Here is a 19,426-nt window from a genome sequence, read left to right as displayed (position 1 = left end):
ACCCCTTAATACTCTTTTTATTACGGCCAATTTATGAAATTTGCGCTCAGAGCCGTTTCTGTCATTACCCATTATCTTCAGCAAGATGAAACGCTGCCACTGCCGCAGTTACGTCGATTGGGACTGATCTATAGCAGTTATCGATTTATCGTTAGCCTGTTTTTTATGCTGATGGTGTATGTGACGGTCAAAGCTGATAATGGCTTATTACTGCCAAGTCTATTGCAGCAAACGGCGCTGAGTTTTTATGTCATTATTAGTCTGATTTTGCTTGGCTTATTTTATGTAGTCACCAAGCATTTACGGCGTCAGCTGGGTTTTGGACTGGTATTAGACGTCATTATTTTGAGTCTTTTGCTTTATACCAATGGCGCTCCTGATTTACAGCTCACCATGCTTTATATGGTCGTTGTTGCCGCCAGCTTCATGCTACTGCATGGCTCGCAAGCGCTCATCATTACCTTACTCGCCATTATTTTTGTTATTTACCAGCAGTTTTTTTATGCCATTGCCAATAGCATGAGCTTGGAAAATTTGGGCGATGCCCTGCTGATGTCAGCAAGCTTTTTGGCAGTAGGAATCTTGAGCTGGTCTATTTCCCAGCGCTTGGTACAAGTCGAACAAGTCGCCGCGCATCATGCCAAAGAGGTCGAACGACTGAATGTAATCAATCAAGAAGTCATCACCCAAATGGTCAATGGGGTCATAGTGATTGATAGACAGCAGATTGTATTGGCAAACCTAGCCGCCCATCAGCTACTCAGTATCCCTCATCCTCCGCTGGCGTCTCTGATTGATACGCCCAGTCATTTAAGTTATGAGCAAAACAACCTCGAAGCCGCCCTTCTTGCTGACTTTCAGCAGCAGCTCAGAGAACAGCATCTGCAACTTCTTGATGCTTGTTTATCGGTCGCTGAAGGGCAATCACGTAGCTTTGTTTATGAATTGCCTGCCGTCGCAAATGCCTCTGTCGTCGGCAAGCTACGCGTACAGATTATCCCGCTAAAAGATAACAGCAAGCTTATCCTGCTAGAAGACTTGCGCCGTGAGCAAGCCAGCGCTCAACAGTTAAAGCTTGCCTCGCTTGGGCAACTGACTGCCAGTATCGCCCATGAAATCAGAAACCCGCTCGCGGCTATTTCACAGGCCAGTCAGCTACTGATGGAAGATGTCGAAGAAGGTGAGAAGAAGGCCGCCGATCATAATAACAATACTATCAGCTCTACTCTTGAGCCCTTAGTAGCGCCGACAGCTGCTACCGACAGCGATATAACAGGCAATCACGAGCTTTATAAAATGATCTTTGCGCAAACCAAACGCGTCAACCGTATTATTGAAGACATCTTAAAACTGTCGCGCCAACAGACCGCTAATCAGCAATCGATTCTACTGGCTGAGTGGTTGCCGGTGTTTTTGGACAATTATTTTCGAGATCATGACGTGTTTTTGCGTGTCCATAGTCAACCTACCATCTCATTCGATACGCACCAGTTAGAACAAGTATTAATCAATTTAATCAACAACGGTCTACGTCACAGTAGCTACGCTCACCCTCATGCTTTTGTGGAAATCGAAATTTATTGTGCCGATAACGATGTTATAATCGATATTTTAGATGGTGGTATGGGCGTTAATGCCAGTGATTTACAGCATTTATTCAATCCGTTTTTCACTACTGACAAAGCCGGAACAGGTTTGGGATTGTATTTATCGCAGGCGTTCTGTGAAGCCAATCAGGCTCGTTTACTCTATATTCCTGAACTCCAAAAAACCTGCTTTCGCTTGATTGCCCCTGCTATCGATGTCGATAATGATGCCGATAATAAAATGAGATGAAGTATGACAGTAACCGCGCTAGTCGTTGATGATGAAGTGGATTTGTGCCGCTTGATGCAAATCACCTTAACCAAGATGGGGATCAAAAGCGATGTGGCTTATACCTTATCGCAGGCACGCGCCTACTGGCAGCAAAATAACTATGACTTTTGTTTGACCGATCTCAAATTACCGGATGGCTCAGGGCTAGAGTTGGTCAAGGACATCAGCAATAACTCTAGTACACCAATAGCCGTGATTACTGCCCATGGTAGTATGGATTTGGCTATAGAAGCGTTGAAGTTAGGGGCTTTTGATTTCGTCAATAAACCGCTTGAGCTGCCACGCTTACGCCAGTTGGTCGAAAATGCGCTCAAGGTCATTCACCAAAATAACGAAGCAGAAACCACACCTGAATGCTCACCCGAGCAGCAAATGTTGGATAGCCGTTTGATCGGTGACTCTGCTGTCATGCACCCACTCAAAAACACTATTTTAAAATTGGCACGCTCACAAGCGCCAGTATTTTTATCGGGAGCTTCGGGCACAGGCAAAGAAGTGGTTGCCAAACTGATCCATGATTTAAGCCCACGTCGAGATGGCAGTTTTGTACCCGTAAACTGCGGTGCGATTCCTTCAGAGCTCATGGAGTCAGAGTTTTTTGGTCATAAAAAAGGCAGCTTTACCGGAGCCGTTGCTGATAAGCAAGGCCTGTTCCAACAAGCAAATGGTGGCACGTTATTTTTAGATGAAGTGGCAGATTTGCCCTTAGCAATGCAAGTCAAACTACTACGCGCCATCCAAGAAAAAACCGTGCGCGCCATCGGTGATACCAAAGAAGTACCCGTCGATATCCGTATCTTATCGGCGACCCATAAAGACTTGAACCAACTGGTACAAGATGGACTGTTTCGGCAAGACTTGTACTACCGTATCAATGTGATTGAACTAAAGCTGCCCACGCTTAATGCGCGCCGTGATGATATTCCCGTCTTAGCCAAGCATTTTTTGGCAATGATCGCAGAAGAATGGCAATTAGACACCCCGCCCTCATTGACAGCGGCCGCTTGCGAGCGCTTGCAGCACCATGATTTCGCTGGTAATGTCCGTGAGCTACGCAATTTACTTGAGCGCGCTGTGACATTGGCAGAAACCTGCACCATTGACGTCAGCCATTTGGGTCTAGCGGAACTTGATACTCATCAAGAGATTCATACTCATCAAGAGATTCATACTCAGCAAAGTCAAAATACCAATGCAGTCGATAATACAACGCCAACATCTAACCATAAATCAGCTGACCAGCCAACAATGACATCTGTCAGCAGTAAAGAAAAAGTCAGCCAAGCTTCAACAGCGCATAGTGCTGAGCAAACAAAGACCAATCTACATCCTTATCGCACCATTACTCAGCATTATCCCTCAACTATTCAGCGTTCGAGGGCTAATAACGCAGAACCTAATCGTAGTGTCGCCAATTCTACAGAGCAGCAATTAACGAGCAATCACGCGGCGCTTGATGAACAAGACAGTTTGCAAAATGGCTTAAAGGAAATTAAAGACGGTTTTGAAGGTCAGTTACCTGCCAAAGGGCTAGAGCATTACCTGCAAGAACAAGAGAAAAATCTGATTATTACTGCTCTTAAGCAGACAGGCTGGAACAAGACGCAAGCCGCAGAACTGTTAGGAACGACGTTTCGCTCTTTACGCTATCGTATGAAAAAGCTCGATATTGATGAAGATCAGTCCGATTAGCTTTTGCAGATAATAAGCAGCTTTGAGCGTAACGATATGATGGTCAACAAGTAATATCAAACGTCAAAAATACGATTGGCCGTGTCAAAATCGCTTAGCCTGCGATGCATAGTACTTGCACCCTTTCCCTTTGCTGCTGTAATTTTTTTGAGTGGTATCAATTATATTTAGAGCTATCGTTAGCTACTTATTTTTTATTTGTCCGATCTTCGAGCGTATTATCCTCTACAGCTGAATTTCTCACAAAGCGAATACCCGACGCCAGTGCTTGTGCCCTGAGTAAATCAAGAGCCTGCTGCTCCCAAGTATTCTCATTGCCTAATAAAGCGACATCAGGCTCGACTCCGATACCATCTATCTTATTACCAGCCGCCGTCACATAATTGGCCACGGTTAGCTTAACAGCCTGCTCGTCATTCAAAGGTATCACCGACTGTACCGAACCTTTGCCATAGCTCACCTCACCAACAATAGTGGCGCGTTTTTGTGCTTGTAAGCTGCTTGCTAATACTTCTGCAGCGGAGGCAGAATAGCGGTTTTGTAACACCACTACGGGCAATGGCTTGAGTATCGCAGCGCCTTGTGTCGATAAAACCCGAGAATCATCTTGGCGACCTCTCACTTGTACCACATCGGTGTCCGCCATAAATAAGCTGGCCACACTCACCGCAGAGGTTAGAACACCACCCGGATTATCACGCATGTCTAATAAAATGCCAGAGACCGGAGACTCTAGGCTAATGAGACCTTGCAGCAACTTTTCACGACTGTTGTTCTGAAAAGCAGGCAGTTTAATCACCGCCAGACCGTCTACAAGACGTGTCTCAATCACTTGCGGATGATTATTGTTACGCTGTAAAGTCGTAGTATGCTTACGGCGACCCGCTTTAGACGTGACAATATCCACTTGTGTGCCTGCAATGCCGGTCAAAAGCTGCTCGACATCATTGCTTTGTCTGTCGTCATCCAGCTTAAACTCATCAACCTGATGCAAGTAATCACCGACTGCTATGCCTTTTTTATCTGCGGGTGAGTCATTAAGCACCTCGGTGACCACCCAATAGCCAGCCTTTGGTCGATACATCACTTTGATGCCGACGTCGCCGACATCCCCTTCGGTAAAAGCGCGCAGGTTTTCGTAGGCCTCAGCATCCAAAAATTCAGCGTGGCTGTCTAGTTTGGTCAACATACCACTCATCGCATTGTTAAATAACTCTTCGTCATTGACGGTATCCACATATTCACGGCGTACCAAATCTACGACCGCCACAAACGTCTTTAAAGTCTCAGGAGAGATGGCATTCAGTGACACTTGTTCCACTTCAGCGGGGATATCCGTGTTGATATCGTCTGCTTCATCAGTCAAAGCGCTTTCATCTGCAACGCTATCTATTGCATCATCAGACGCGTCAGCAGCATCTAACATATCGGCAATATCAGACAAATCATCTGCATCATTTTCTACCGATAGCTCATCAGCATTGAGACTGATAAGCTGCAGACTGGCCGTCAGGCTGCTCTCGTCATCTATAGCAGCCTGTGCTTGCATGCCAGCGATATTCAACCCTATGAAACTGGCTATGAGTACGGGTTTCAAGACGGTCGACGTTATCAATGCGGTCATCATTGATGATTTTTTTAGTCGTTCAGACGCTGATGAGCGCTTAAGGCAGATAGAATGCATAAAAAACTCACCTAAATAAAAAGAAAATATGCAACGTTATTATATGGCAATTGATGAATAATATCTTGTAATGTAGCATTAAGAAGGCAGCGAAGATTAGAGCAAATAGATTAAAAATCTATCCTAAAAAAGGGAAGGATCGTAGATACCCTTCCCCTTTCCTTCCTTGCTCTTTATCCTTTTTCTTCATGCACTAACCGCTTCATCTGCCCTGATAACATCATAGTAGTTAACAGACGAAAAGCTCAGAAGGACTGAATCACGATACTGGAATCAATAGGTTTTCACCCGTCATTTCTTCTGGCGCAGTGATATTCATCAATGACAAGATGGTCGGTGCGATATCGCTAAGCTTACCGCCACTACGTACTTGTACTTTTTGCTCACCAATATAAATCAGAGGCACATGCTCGGTGGTATGTTGGGTATGCACCTGCCCACTTTCGTAGTCTTGCATTTGCTCAACATTGCCATGGTCAGCGGTAATGAGCATATCGCCGCCAGCTGCTCGTACTGCTGACTCAATACGGCCAACACAGACATCTAACGCCTCTACCGCTTGCACGGCTGCTTCAAAGATACCGGTATGCCCTACCATATCACCATTGGCATAATTGACAATCAATACATCATATTTGCCCGACTCAATTGCTGCTACCAACTTATCGGTCACTTCAGGAGCGCTCATTTCTGGCTGCAAGTCATAAGTGGCGACATCTGGCGACGGCACAAGAATACGTGTCTCGCCTTTATACTCTGCTTCGCGACCACCACTAAAGAAAAACGTCACGTGCGCGTATTTTTCAGTTTCGGCTATGCGCAGTTGCGTTTTACCTTGCTCTTGCAAATATTCACCCAGCGTATTGGTCAGAGAGGTTGGGTAATAAGCAATACTGGTCTTCGGGCTATCAGCTAAAATGTCTGAGTACTTGGTCAACATGACAAACGCCGCCAACTTTGGTTGCTTATGACGGGCAAAACCTGAAAACTCATGATCTGGCAGCACAAACGCTTGCGCTAGCTCACGGGCGCGGTCAGCACGGAAATTCATAAAGATAAGTGCATCATTATCATCGACAGTATAAGGCGTGTCGCCGCTCTCGATCACGGTAGTCGGATTGATAAACTCATCAGTTTCGCGGGCTTTGTAGGCAGCTTGGACAGCACCATCAGCACGGGTAGATAGACGATCAGCTTTACCTTCCGTAATAAGCTCATAGGCCTTCTGTACTCGATCCCAGCGATTGTCACGATCCATCGCATAGTAGCGACCGATGATACTGGCAATCTGTACGCGACCTTCATAATGGGCATTGAGCTTGTTCAAATACTCACGCAGACGATTGATATACTTATCAGCAGACTTAGGCGGCGTATCACGACCATCTAAAAAACAATGGACAAACACATTTTTGGCACCGTGTACCAACGCCGAATGACACATTCCTTCGATATGGTCTTGATGCGAATGCACGCCACCATCAGACAGTAAGCCCATGATATGCACATTGCCGCCAAGCTCGTTCGCCGCTTTTACGGCATCGACCAAGGCTTCGTTTTTATAGAACTCGCGATTGGCAAGCTCACTTGAGATACGCGTTGAGTCTTGATATAGCACACGACCAGCACCTAGGTTCATATGTCCCACTTCAGAGTTACCAAACTGACCATCTGGCAAACCAACATCTTCACCTGACGCCGAAATCAATCCATGCGGATATTGTTGGTAGATCTTATCTAGATTCGGCATATTAGCCGCAGCAATGGCGTTATCCTTGTCTTCTTCACGATGACCAAAGCCGTCCAATATCATTAAGACATGCGGTGTTTTTTTATGCTGTGCGCTTTCTTGCTTGCTATCAAGCTGCGCCTGATTGTCGTCAATAGATTCAGATTGTTGCTGGGTACTGGTCATAGATTACCGCTCCTCAAGTGAATGAACGCCTATACTGCTATATTAGGATGTCGAAAGTTGTCTATATTAGCATACATCTTGAAATTGCTGAAAAACTGCGCGTTTATCCTGCTGTTTCAACGCTTTCAAGCCTTTTTCTGTTATATTCGATTCAACTTAAAAGTAGTACAAGGCAACCGAGTGTAAATGTATATTTAATACTTCAAGCGAGGTTAACGCAGTAATACTTTTATAGTGGAATGACTATAGTTACTTCATAAAATACCGCTGCTATGATTGCTGCGCATTTCTAAAGAGACGTATAAATCTGTAAACCGCGCTTGCAATCAGCTATGCCATTGGTTAAGATAAATCTATTCTGAAGTGTTGGCTAGTAGATGTTTATTCCCTGAGCCGATAATGCTTTACCAGGATGTGGTACCTATTGCTTCATTGTGTATGCCTGCACCGCTTGCGGTGTATCAGGAAACCTGCAGAGGCAATGACGCATCCGCCCTGAACTTCACGGTTCATGGGTCACCATCTTACGGCGGCACTTCGGTTGTTATATTCGGTTAGTTATCTATCTATTTATATTCACTAGGTTTATTAATACCTATAAGTTTGTAAAAAGCTGATAACAACCACCAAAAAGCCCCTCTCGTCACTGACGTAAGGGGCTTTTTTATGTTCGATTTTTCACTAACTTTTATTCATCATTAGCAGATTTGGTAATCTTTTTGACATCTTTAGGTATATTTTTTGCCGTGCCGTCAACAGTTGTATGCTGCTTGAACACATCCCCAAACGGATTTTGTTGTTGTTGACCGAATGGGTTTTGACCATTAATACCGCCGCCAGCGCCACCAAATGGATTTTGTCCACCCATACCACCTGCACCGCCGAACGGGTTTTGACCGCCGCCCATCTGTTTGGCCATCATCTCCATCATTTTTTGTTGGTTGTTCATGACGTAATTATTAGCAAAGTCTTTGAGCTTCTTTTGCACCGGCGGTAGTACCACCAATAACGCGAGCAAATCACTAAGCACACCTGGAATAAGTAGCAAAATGCCAGCCGCTGCCATGGCCACACTTTTAAGCATGGTTGATTCTTGTGGACGCATCGCTGGGTTCATCATGCCGCCCGCTTTCATTTGCTGAGCCATCGGATTTAGCGCTGCCATACCTTTACGAATAAAGGTGATACCGATGACAGCGGCGATAATGAACCACATGAATACCCACCAACCGCTCATAAACTGAGCAATTAAATACCACAGTAGCATCTCGATAATAAACCAAACGATGGCAATACCAACTATCTGACCCATAAAGTGTCGTCCTATAAAATAAAAACCAATAAATTGAGCGCCATGCAAATTAAGATGGCTAACATATGATGTATATGGGGATTGATTGCTATACTATCAAACTTAAGGCCTATTTTTAAGCCATTAAACAAAATGAGAGCAAGACGGAAGATTATGGCAATTATTATCGGGATTGACCCAGGCTCACGTATGACGGGTTATGGTATCGTGCAACAAACGGGCGATAAGCTGACGTATATTGATGCGGGTACTATTCGTACGGATACCAAAGAGATGCCTGAACGCCTAAAGCGTATTTTTAATGGCTTGACGCGTATTACTCAGCATCATTTAAAATATGCAGAAGAGCCTATCTATACGGCAATTGAACAAGTATTCATGGCAGAAAACCCAGACTCTGCGCTGAAACTTGGGCAAGCAAGAGGCGCAGCCATCGCCGCGATGGTGGCACTGGATTTGGAAGTATCAGAGTATACCGCACGCCAGATTAAACAGGCGGTTTGCGGTTATGGTGCCGCAGCCAAAGAACAAGTACAGGAGATGGTCTGCCGCATACTGTCTTTAGATGTCGTGCCACAACAAGATGCCGCTGATGGTCTTGCCTGCGCCATTTGTCATGCGCACTCAAGCCATTCAATGAACAAATTACTCCTAAATAGCGCCATGCGTGGACGCGGGGCCTCTAAGAAAAAAGGACGCTGGCGTTTAACCGAAGAAGACTTAGGTAACTTACGATAAGATAAGAAGCCAAAATATAATAAAATAAAGAAAATCTCCATAAAAAAACACGCGATCAAATGATGCGTGTTTTTGGTTTAAACCAATGCTGTTAATAGTTTTTGAAAACCAGCATCTAAATAAAGCTGTTGACCAACTTACTCTACCACAGAACTTTCAATCACCGCATCCAATACATAGGCGTACGCTTCGGTTGACTCATTATCAGGATTTTCGATGTCATTGACTTGATAGCGTTGTAGGCGTAGTACTTCTTCGTGCATGCCGTCGTGCTGGTAGCCATCAATATCACCGTTGAATGCCGTCCACTCACCTTCGCTGGTTTTCAGGCCTTGATCATCATAAGTGACAGGCTTGACTTGCAGGCACATACTCGAATCACCATCGCCACAAGCCACTTTTTCACTATTCACGGCCCAAAATACGGTCTTGCCTTTACCACTGTACTTTGCTTGTGCCGTAAGCCTACCCGTCCAAACCAAAGTCATCGAATCATTGGTCACTTGCGTCAATAGTGGAGGCTCACCTGCAGACACAGACAGCTCACTATTACCTTGCATCAACGTATTCAACAGATTTTCTGCACTATCAAGATCGCCACAAGACATCTTGGTGCTCATACTGTCTTCGGTCGTCAGTGTCTGGGCTTGTAACTCGTAGCCAGCACTCATCGTATTGCAACCAACGCTATAACTTAAGGTGTTTTGACCTTGATGTTGATTGAATAATAGCGTCACCTGGTCGTTAATATTCATTAGTGGTGCTAATGCTTGAGCGCTCGCATCCTTGGCAGTCAAGAGTGTCCAACGATAGCGAGCGAGGTTGGCAATCATTTGTTGTTCTGAGCTAAGTTCGGCGACCTTAGACGCGTCTACTGTCTCGTCAATATCAGACTCATTAATATCAGCGCCATTCTCAATCTCCGCTGCACTACCGATGACCTCTGCACTTTGCGTAGTGTCTGACGCCTCATTTTCGGCAGGTGGCGCGTTCTTCTGACACGCTCCCAATGTCAGGATTACTGCCAATACACTGGGCAATAACAGTAATTTTGTGGTGGGTTGTGTCTTCATACCTACCATATTACATCCCTCTTACTAAGCTTATAGTCAATCTTATATAAATTGGATACGCTGTCCGCCTTGCTTAGCCTACTAGCTGTAGTACTTTGGCTCGCTTTCCTTGTCTCCAAACTATATATTGATCGACTATATCTAATATCTACTTTTACTGTATTAACTTATAAAGATTTTTATCTTTATTTATATCGATAAAACTAATAGCAGCAATCCGGTACAATTTAACTACTATAACCTCGATCCTATTGTCTTATGTAATGAAACGTTTCGTTTTATTAATTGTTTTTTAAGTCCGCCTTCTAAATGGACATAGTAAGTCCAAAAAAAATAGGGATGATCAACAGATTTTGTTAACCATCCCTATTTGGACGTTCAGTACACAGCACAAAATATTTAGGGCTTTAGCAGATAAGGATTAAATGTTCACTATTCATTAGCTTCCGTAGGCTTCGCTTTTGCCATTTTTTTAATGCTAAAGCGCTCATGCATTCTCGCATAAAACTGCGCAAGGTTTTCGCCATGAGCAGTAGGATCTACTTTTAATGCTTTGCCAAAGTCCAAGCCTAGATATAGCACGATATCTGCAAAGCTCAGTTGATCCCCGACCAAATAGTCATGACCTTCTAGGCTGGTTTCAAAGTATGCCAAAGCTTTGACCGCACGAGCGATGGATGGTGCTACAAATTCAGGGACTTGCTCAACACGTTGTGCCTTTGATGGATGGCTGTGTTGAAAGGCCAACATCAAGTTATAAAGCACTTCAAACTCCGCAATACGGCGCATCGAACAGACTTGTGCACGCTGAACCACATCATTGCCCATCACTGAGCGCTCACCATAAACGCGGTCAAGGTATTCACAAACCGCCTGCGAATCATTGAGCACTGTGCCATCATCTAGGGTTAAAACTGGCACTGTCTGCATGGGATTTATCTTAGTAAAAGCCTCTGACATCTGTTCCTTGGCAGCAAAATCAATGTCGACCACATCGATATCATCCATATCATCGACATCGATACCTTTTGAGGCAAGTAATATAAGGGCTTTTCGAGGGTTGGGTGCAGTACGAGTTATATATAGTTTTTTCATGGCAAATTCCTTTTAAGTATCATTTCCGAAAAGAACGATAACGGTAAATTTTTATGACTATCGTTGTATCATCAAAGCGCAGAAGCTTGTTATTGCTCGCTTAGCACAGTGACTATTGGTTTTTATCATAGCAAAACCTTGTCGCTGCTTGTGATATGAATGGTAAAAAACCCCATAACAGTAAGTTATAGGGTTTTTATTTTTTAAGCAATTGCAAAAACGCTCACTTTATTTATTAGGTGCTGGCGTGGTGCGCAAATAAGGCTTAATTTCTGTATGACCTTTAGGATAATTGGCTGCGATGTCTTCATTCTTTACGCTTGGTGGAATGATAACATCATCGCCGTCCTTCCAATCGACCGGCGTAGCGACGTTATATTTATCAGACAACTGCATAGCGTCAATGACTCGTACAATCTCGTCAAAGTTACGGCCACAGCTGGCTGGATAGGTTAAGGTCAAGCGTACCTTTTTGTTAGGGTCGATGATAAAGACACTTCTAACCGTCGCTGTATTATCCGCATTGGGGTGAATCATGTCATAAAGATTGGCTACTGTGCGCTCAGAGTCTGCAATGATAGGAAAGTTGACAGCAGTTCCTTGAGTCTCTTCAATATCGCTAACCCAGCCTTTGTGATCTTCTAAGCCATCAACTGATAAAGCGATCGCCTTTACATTGCGCTTTTGAAACTCGCCGCCTAATGCCGCAGTACGACCAAGCTCAGTGGTACATACTGGCGTATAGTCTGCAGGATGCGAAAAGAAAACGACCCAGCTGTCGCCTGCCCAATCGTAAAAATTGATATCGCCTTCTGTGGTTGTGGCGTCAAAATTCGGTGCGCTGTCACCTAAACGTAAATGTGCCATGCTTAATTCCTTAACTATCGTTAGTGATGAGCGCTAGTATCTAAAAGCTAATATTAAAAGGTTAGCATCTAAAGAAGGTCATGCGCTCTATTATTATCATTGACGTGTAGCGCTATAAAAATAACGGAGTACCCGTCAGGAAATCCTATTTCATCTTAACAAACTGGTTATGAATGTCTTGTGACGGATTGTAATGCGCTTATGCCATTTAGGTCTAAACGCATAAGCTCCGATGAAACCTGCATCTATACCACCATCTCAGAGTCCCATAAACAAAACTCGCCAAATTTACCACGTTTGCTGGTACCACCAGCCGCACGGCCAGTATCCGTCAATACCAACTCGCCTTCTTGCTCTATTAGATAGCCTGCGGCAAGGAGCTTATCGTTTAACTCTTGCGTCTTAAAGCCCAATTCTTTCGCCAGCTTCGCCGTCGTCAGCTTAGAATAATTAGGCGTTGCCGCTTCTGTAGCGTTACTGGCAACTGGATCTGTGCTTACCTTGCCAGCACTAGATAGCATACTGGACGTATTTCTCGACCCATTCTTAGAAGCTTTATTAGCGCCATTATTAGAACCGTTGTTAAGGGCGCTCTTGTTATCGCTATCATGTACTTTTTCAAGGGACATGCGCACTTCATCACTGATACGAATAATGCGCTGCGCTTCCTCATAAGTATCAGCATATAATTTGGCATCTTCATTACGATAAATAAGCACCCCCATCTCATTATTATTCACTTGGCTAAACTCATAGAGATTGAGGCTGGTAATGATGCATTCATTTTCATTAAGGTAGCATTTGGCATGCAAGTTTTTGCAAAAGCTAGTACGGATAAAGGTCAGGTTTTTTAGCCAATTAATCTCTTCTGGATGTAAATCATTTTTGCCATAAACAATACGAATATCGATTTTGAGACGATTACGGTCTTCTAACAGCTCTTTAATACGCTCATTTAGCTTTAAGTAGGGGCTAATAATGATCAATCTGTCAGACGCATTTTTAATCAATTCTTCTAGATGATACGTCGTCCCGCTGCTATTTAAAAATTTTGCCATGATTGCACCCTCACACCTTACGATTAAAATTTACACTTATACCATTCACAAAAACTTGAGTAGTAAGGAAAACGCGTGCAAGCACTACATTTAGTAGACTAAGCAAGTTTGACAAAACTAATCGTATTTTTTGGGTTTGGTATTATCCACAAAAAAGCCCATCCCTAGCGTACTAGAAATGGGCCAGCTTGCAAACTACTTTTGTTTAGTATTGTCTCAAATAAACGCTAGTAGCGCTAATCGCAATAAATTAAGCCGGTTTATAGCTGTCACGTAAGCTGACGATTTGATTAAAGACAGGCTGGTCACTGCTGTGCTCTTCGCTATCAGAGATAAAATAGCCTTCACGCTCAAACTGAAAGCGTGTGCCAGCATCCGCATTGACCAATGATGGCTCAACCACGGCATTTAGCTTGGTCAACGAGTTAGGATTCAATGCTTGATGCACGTCAGCGACGCTACTCGGATCTTCGACACTGAATAGCTGCTCGTATAAGCGCACGGTGGCTGGAACCCCTTGGCTGGCCGATACCCAATGAATCACACCTTTGACCTTACGACCTTCAGGGTTATTGCCTAGCGTTGCCGGATCAATCGTTGCTTTTAGCTCAACGACATTGCCTGCATCATCTAGCACATGCTCAGTCACGGCCAAGACATAGGTATTACGCAGACGGATTTCTGGCTTTTCGGGTGATAGGCGTTTATAGCCTGCTGGCGGCTCAATCTCGTAATCACCTTGATCGATGTACAAAGTCTCGGTAAACGGAATCTCACGTTCGCCCATATCGACATTAGGATGGTTCGGCTGAGTCAACCATAAGGTTTTTGCCTCAGCGTCAAAACGCGCATTGACGCTGTCCGCTTTGAGCGTTTCCCACTGACTGACCGCATCGCTAAAGTTGGTTATCGTCACTTTTAATGGCTTAAGCACCGCCATACCGCGTGCTGTCGTATTGTCTAACGACTGACGAATACTAAACTCTAGCAGACGCATATCGGTCACACCATCCGCTTTGGAGATACCAACGCGATCACAGAAATCACGCAAGCCTTCAGGCGTATAGCCACGGCGACGCATACCAGCGACGGTCGGCATACGCGGATCATCCCAGCCATCGACGATACCTTCATCGACCAATTGCTTGAGCTTACGCTTACTGGTCAACGTATGGTCGACATTGAGGCGTGAGAACTCATACTGATGCGGTGGTTGCTCGAAGCCGATTTTATTGACGATCCAATCATAAAACGGACGATGATCTTCAAACTCTAGCGTACATAACGAATGGGTAATGCCTTCTAGCGCATCTGACAACGGATGGGCAAAATCATACATAGGATAGATGCACCATTTATCACCGGTCTGATGATGTTCTTGATGCATCACACGATAGATAATGGGGTCGCGCATGTTCATATTGGCATCAGACATGTCAATTTTGGCACGCAATACCGCTTTGCCGTCTTCGAACTTACCGTGTTTCATGTCTTCGAACAACTTTAAGTTGTCTGCGACACTGGCATCACGCTGTGGTGACGGTTTGCCGGCTTCATTAAATGAGCCACGATTATCGCGGATTTGCTCTGGAGTTTGTAAGTCGACATACGCATCACCCTGCTCAATCAATTGTACCGCCCACGCATACAACTGGTCAAAGTAGCTAGAAGCATGTAGCGCCTCGCCTGCCCAGTCAAAGCCCAACCACTGCACATCGTTTTTGATATTGTCGATGTAATCTTGTTTTTCTGCGGTTGGATTGGTGTCGTCGTAGCGCAAATGACAGATGCCACCAAACTCTTTAGCGACGCCAAAGTTTAGACAGATAGATTTAACGTGACCCAAGTGCAAGTAGCCGTTTGGCTCAGGCGGAAAACGGGTTACAATCTGCTGGTATTTTTGCGCATTGACATCGTCACGAATGATATTACGAATAAAGTCGTTTTTTTGTTCATCTTTCTGTACATTGTTGTTTGAGTGCTCACTCATCGGGCATTGCTCCTAACGCAAATTGTCCATTCATGCCGCGTGCCATCACGCCCCATGAAAAATTAAACCAAGCTGTTAAGACTAACCAATAAAATCAAATAGTTAGCATTAAGGTATTAAAAATAAATGGTCAAAAACTCAGTTATTAAAATTGGGGTGTCAAAATTAACGTATTGACACTGGCGTTCAAAAACCATTAAAAAGGGAAAGTTGCGTTATTCTATCAGCTTTTGCAAATGCATTAACAGCCTGATACATGACAGACGACAAAAAAGCCGTTAGACTAACGCTAACTTTTAACCATCAACTTTTTATCCACCACTTAACAGCGTCATTTTAGGCGCTGCAATCAAAAAGGATTATCCCATGGTAGACATGCCACCAGTAGTAGAACTTGACACCAGTATGGGTGCGATCGTTATCGAACTCAACGAAGAAAAAGCACCAAAAACGGTAGAGAACTTTTTAAACTATGTAAAGTCTGGTCATTATGACGGCACGATTTTTCATCGCATTATTGATGGCTTTATGATTCAAGGCGGCGGAATGGACGCTGAAATGAATGAAAAAGCAACCAACGCACCCGTTGAAAACGAAGCGGACAATGGTCTAAAAAACGACAAAGGTACGATTGCGATGGCGCGTACGCAAGATCCGCATTCAGCAACCAGCCAGTTTTTCGTTAACGTCAAAGACAACGACTTCCTAAACCACTCTGGCAAAAACATGCAGGGTTGGGGCTATACGGTATTTGGTAAAGTAACCAGCGGTATGGACGTCATCGAAAAAATGCGCGGCGTACCAACGGGTCGTTTCGGCATGCATGCTGACGTACCAAAAGAGCCAGTCATTATCAATTCAGCGACTATTGTCTCTGAATAAGTTGTTTCTGAATAAGCAACTTGAACGAGTACATTTTTAATAATCTATAGTGAAACAAAGATGAATCTAGTACAAGGAAGACAAGCGTAAATTGTACGACTAGTACAGTAAGCGAGTCTGACGCCATAATAGGTTTATATTTGGTTTACTACATTAGGACAAGGATAAATGCAAAGTTTTGACCACCTAATTACCACCCGTCCTCATAGCGTGCGGCAAGTATTGATTAGCGATTTGCATTTATCACCGGAAGAGCCTGCCTTAGTGCAGGCTTTTTTGGCGCTGCTCGATGATTGCCTTGCTCTGCCTGCGTTAAAACGTTTGTTTATCTTAGGCGATTGGTTTGAGATTTGGCTGGGTGATGATGTTTATTTGTCCTTATCAGAAGACGAGCGTCAAACCCATTGGCTCACACCATTAATTGTCAAATTAAAAAAACTACGGATCGCAGGTTGCGAGATTTTAGTCATGCATGGTAATCGTGACTTTTTATTAGGGCAGCCATTTTGCAATTTATTTGGTGGCGAACTTATTTTTGAGCCTTACCCTGTAGCGGTTGGACAGCAGAATTATCGCTTAGAGCATGGCGACGCGCTATGTACTGATGATAAGAAATATCAGTTTTTTCGCAAAGTGATGCGTAACCCGTTAATCCAGTGGTATTTGCTGAATAAACCGCTAAAAAAACGCTTGGCTATCGCCGAGAACATGCGTAAAAAAAGTCAAAAAAATAACGCCAATAAAGCGGCGCATATTATGGACGTTAATGAGCAAGCAGTGGCAGCCGCAGTGAATAATCACGATGCGCTATTACACGGACATACTCATCGTCCAGATATTCATCAGACGGCTAATGACAAAATCCGTTACGTTCTTGGTGATTGGCGCTTGCTCGACGAAGACAAACGTCAACCCAAAGTCGTGGCGGTCGTTGGCGCAATTACGACAGAAGGTGAAGATTCAGCAAGCAACCATTCTAAAGGTAACAATACTGAATTTGGCTTGTTTGAATTTAAATATTCAGTGTAGAGTTCGCCTCATCAAGTACCTTTCATTTAAAAGAAAAAGGGTCTGTTGCATAAGTAACAGACCCTTTTTTATAGCTTTTCACATTTCACATTCTGCGAACCGTTATTCTGCTCACCATTATCCTAAGGCATGAGTTTAAAGAAATGCTGACGATAATGTTTTAGCTCACGGATAGAATCGCGAATATCGTCTAAGGCTAAATGACTGCCACCTTTTTCAAAATTTCTGAGAATATCAGGACGCCAGCGAAAGCACAGCTCTTTAATCGATGAGACATCCAGGTTGCGATAGTGGAAAAATCGCTCAAGCTCTGGCATTTGACGCGCCATAAAGCGGCGATCTTGGCAGATTGAGTTACCACACATGGGCGACTTACCACTATCGACCCATTTATTAAGGAACTTAATGGTTTCAGCTTCTGCTTCTGCCAAGGTCACGGTACTACGGCGTACACGGTCAACCAAGCCTGATTGGCCATGTTGCTTGGTATTCCAGTCATCCATTTTATTTAACACTTGATCCGATACCTTGATCGCAAACACGGGCCCTTCGGCAAGGACATTGAGATCCTCATCCGTCACCACGGTAGCAATCTCGATGATTTCATCGTTGATGGTATCAAGTCCGGTCATTTCTAGGTCAATCCATACCAACCCTTTTTTACCTTGATTTTTGATTTTGATTTTATTGGGATGGTCGCCGGTAGTCATAAAATATCCTATGGTCAATAAAGTTTGAGACAGTTTTGCAGCTGAGACAATTTTGTAGCAATGTTACTTAAATAAATCATCAATAGCTGGCAATGTGCAAATGACATGGCGATGCGCCTATTAGCTCGTAACGCCTAAAAAAACTCAAACATTACAAAACCACTGTCTGGCACAAGCGCTTTAGGCTGTATGTTAGCAAATTTTCACGCTACACTTAGCAATATTTTTTTAATAGGTCACACTCCCATGGCATTAATCCGGCAACGCAAGCTGACTAAACAACAGATTCGTCGCATCGACAAACAACAGCTGGACAGTCAAGACAGCATCGATGACAGTTTGATGGATGGCGTGGTCATGGCGCATTATGGTAAGCAATTAGAAGTACAAGTGACCAGCTTGCCCGCTGTCATTCCAGTGCAGCCGGAGGTTGCGCCTGACGACCCTGAGCCGTTTTGGCAGGAGCTGGGGCTAGGCGATATTTGGCGTTGTCACGTACGTACCAACTTGCCGATGTTGGCCGCTGGTGACCAAGTACGCTGGAACGCCGACCCTAACACTGGCTTTGGACGTATCGAATCCGTCAAACCGCGCACCTCGCTGGTTTCGCGTCCTGACCGTTATCATAAGCTCAAACCCGTCGCTGCCAATGTCGATATTCTCGCCATTGTGTTTGCGCCGCTACCTGCTGCTGCACCGACCCTCATTGATCGCTATTTGGTCGTTTGTCATCATGCGGGTGTAAGACCTCTACTCGTCCTTAATAAAGCTGATTTACTGGCGCAAGAAAATGGCGTCGATACTAGTGAATTATTGGCGCAATATGCGGCGCTTGGTTATGAAAGTGTATTGACCTCTGTTGACTGCCCAGAAAATATTGCTGATAGCGATGAGCAAGAAGGGTTAGATGAGCTAAAGCGCTACATCGATAAAAAATTGGTGATTTTTGCGGGTCAGTCTGGTGTCGGTAAAAGCAGCTTAATCAATGCGCTATTACCAGCCTCTGGGCAAATCGTCAATATCATCTCGGAGAACTCAAAGCTTGGTCAACATACCACCACTACGAGCCGCTTGTTACCCTTCCAGCCCGAAGATTTAACCCAAGGCGGAATCGTTGATACCCCAGGTATTCGCGAATATGGCATTTGGCATTTGACGCCAGATGATATCATTTCAGGCTTTGTGGAGCTTGCGCCACTGGCAGGTGATTGCCAGTTCCGTGATTGTCGGCACACTCACAACAGCAAAGGCTGCGCGTTATGGCAAGCGGTCTCTGATGGTGAAGTGTTGCAGCGCCGCGTTGAGAACTTGGTCACGTTAAGAGAAGAAGCGGACACTAAGCCTTATTAAGCATTGTCTTACTCATACATTGTCTTATTAAGCGCTGAACCCTAGGTTGAGCATCACACGTTTACTATAGATGGCCTTATCGGTATAATAGCGCCTTGTTCGCAATCGTTAGGCTGTCTTCTCAGCTTAATAGAACACTTATTTTTGGAGGTA

The 19,426-nt window shown here is 44.3% G+C and carries 15 protein-coding genes and 1 other RNA gene; 7 read left to right on the top strand and 9 right to left on the bottom strand.

Annotation, left to right across the window (positions count from 1 at the left end; translation table 11 throughout):
* The first annotated feature begins 33 nt into the window (after positions 1-33).
* Positions 34-1,836 (top strand): sensor histidine kinase, encoded by a 1,803-nt coding sequence (locus CXF65_RS06485; protein WP_101211456.1) that lies wholly within the window; start codon positions 34-36, stop codon positions 1,834-1,836.
* Between the two features lie 3 nt (positions 1,837-1,839).
* On the top strand, positions 1,840-3,570 hold the full coding sequence (locus tag CXF65_RS06480; protein WP_101211455.1) for a sigma-54-dependent transcriptional regulator: 1,731 nt from the start codon (positions 1,840-1,842) through the stop codon (positions 3,568-3,570).
* A gap of 187 nt (positions 3,571-3,757) precedes the next feature.
* On the opposite strand, the gene CXF65_RS06475 is transcribed toward CXF65_RS06480, so the two are convergent.
* Together CXF65_RS06475 and gpmI are read right to left on the bottom strand one after the other, a co-directional pair.
* Positions 3,758-5,254 carry a S41 family peptidase gene (locus tag CXF65_RS06475; protein WP_198551978.1) on the bottom strand — a complete coding sequence of 499 codons (1,497 nt, stop codon included), beginning with the start codon at positions 5,252-5,254 and terminating at the stop codon, positions 3,758-3,760.
* Between the two features lie 259 nt (positions 5,255-5,513).
* Positions 5,514-7,169, bottom strand: coding sequence for a 2,3-bisphosphoglycerate-independent phosphoglycerate mutase (gene gpmI / locus CXF65_RS06470; RefSeq protein WP_101211454.1), 1,656 nt, complete (start codon positions 7,167-7,169; stop codon positions 5,514-5,516).
* Positions 7,170-7,521: 352 nt separating this feature from the next.
* Here gpmI and ssrS point away from each other — a divergent pair.
* Positions 7,522-7,717, top strand: a non-coding RNA gene (gene ssrS, locus CXF65_RS06465) — 6S RNA.
* Positions 7,718-7,857: 140 nt separating this feature from the next.
* On the opposite strand, the gene CXF65_RS06460 is transcribed toward ssrS, so the two are convergent.
* Positions 7,858-8,481 carry an FxsA family protein gene (locus CXF65_RS06460; protein WP_025652823.1) on the bottom strand — a complete coding sequence of 208 codons (624 nt, stop codon included), beginning with the start codon at positions 8,479-8,481 and terminating at the stop codon, positions 7,858-7,860.
* A 153-nt stretch (positions 8,482-8,634) separates the two neighbouring features.
* Here CXF65_RS06460 and ruvC point away from each other — a divergent pair, with 153 nt between their 5' ends.
* A complete protein-coding gene (ruvC, locus tag CXF65_RS06455; RefSeq protein ID WP_010199263.1) occupies positions 8,635-9,219 on the top strand; it encodes a crossover junction endodeoxyribonuclease RuvC in 585 nt (194 codons plus the stop codon).
* 137 nt (positions 9,220-9,356) lie between these two features.
* Here the strand turns inward: ruvC and CXF65_RS06450 are convergent, their stop codons facing one another.
* The 5 genes from CXF65_RS06450 to CXF65_RS06430 form a co-directional block, all read right to left on the bottom strand.
* On the bottom strand, positions 9,357-10,292 hold the full coding sequence (locus CXF65_RS06450) for an META domain-containing protein (RefSeq protein ID WP_227523209.1): 936 nt from the start codon (positions 10,290-10,292) through the stop codon (positions 9,357-9,359).
* Between the two features lie 432 nt (positions 10,293-10,724).
* Positions 10,725-11,387 carry a glutathione S-transferase family protein gene (locus tag CXF65_RS06445; protein WP_025652821.1) on the bottom strand — a complete coding sequence of 221 codons (663 nt, stop codon included), beginning with the start codon at positions 11,385-11,387 and terminating at the stop codon, positions 10,725-10,727.
* Between the two features lie 228 nt (positions 11,388-11,615).
* Positions 11,616-12,254: a peroxiredoxin gene (locus CXF65_RS06440; RefSeq protein ID WP_025652820.1), complete on the bottom strand. Its 639-nt coding sequence runs from the start codon at positions 12,252-12,254 to the stop codon at positions 11,616-11,618.
* A gap of 245 nt (positions 12,255-12,499) precedes the next feature.
* Complete coding sequence (locus tag CXF65_RS06435; RefSeq protein ID WP_101211452.1) at positions 12,500-13,312, bottom strand: phospholipase D family protein; 813 nt, start codon at positions 13,310-13,312, stop codon at positions 12,500-12,502.
* Between the two features lie 250 nt (positions 13,313-13,562).
* Positions 13,563-15,302, bottom strand: coding sequence for a glutamine--tRNA ligase/YqeY domain fusion protein (locus tag CXF65_RS06430; RefSeq protein ID WP_025652818.1), 1,740 nt, complete (start codon positions 15,300-15,302; stop codon positions 13,563-13,565).
* 366 nt (positions 15,303-15,668) lie between these two features.
* On the opposite strand from CXF65_RS06430, the gene CXF65_RS06425 reads away from it, so the two are divergent.
* Together CXF65_RS06425 and CXF65_RS06420 are read left to right on the top strand one after the other, a co-directional pair.
* Positions 15,669-16,184: a peptidylprolyl isomerase gene (locus CXF65_RS06425; protein WP_025652817.1), complete on the top strand. Its 516-nt coding sequence runs from the start codon at positions 15,669-15,671 to the stop codon at positions 16,182-16,184.
* Positions 16,185-16,352: 168 nt separating this feature from the next.
* Entirely contained in the window at positions 16,353-17,213 is an 861-nt protein-coding gene (locus CXF65_RS06420; protein WP_101211451.1) for a UDP-2,3-diacylglucosamine diphosphatase, read from the top strand.
* A gap of 122 nt (positions 17,214-17,335) precedes the next feature.
* Here the strand turns inward: CXF65_RS06420 and orn are convergent, their stop codons facing one another.
* The gene (orn, locus tag CXF65_RS06415; protein WP_025652815.1) at positions 17,336-17,923 is read right to left on the bottom strand and encodes an oligoribonuclease; all 588 of its coding nucleotides are present in this window, start codon (positions 17,921-17,923) and stop codon (positions 17,336-17,338) included.
* A 246-nt stretch (positions 17,924-18,169) separates the two neighbouring features.
* Here orn and rsgA point away from each other — a divergent pair, with 246 nt between their 5' ends.
* The gene (gene rsgA / locus CXF65_RS06410; RefSeq protein ID WP_101211450.1) at positions 18,170-19,273 is read left to right on the top strand and encodes a ribosome small subunit-dependent GTPase A; all 1,104 of its coding nucleotides are present in this window, start codon (positions 18,170-18,172) and stop codon (positions 19,271-19,273) included.
* The last annotated feature ends 153 nt before the right edge of the window (positions 19,274-19,426 follow it).

This window comes from Psychrobacter sp. Sarcosine-3u-12, assembly GCF_002836005.1.
Classification (GTDB): domain Bacteria; phylum Pseudomonadota; class Gammaproteobacteria; order Pseudomonadales; family Moraxellaceae; genus Psychrobacter; species Psychrobacter okhotskensis.
This window is presented reverse-complemented; position numbering and strand designations above follow the sequence as displayed.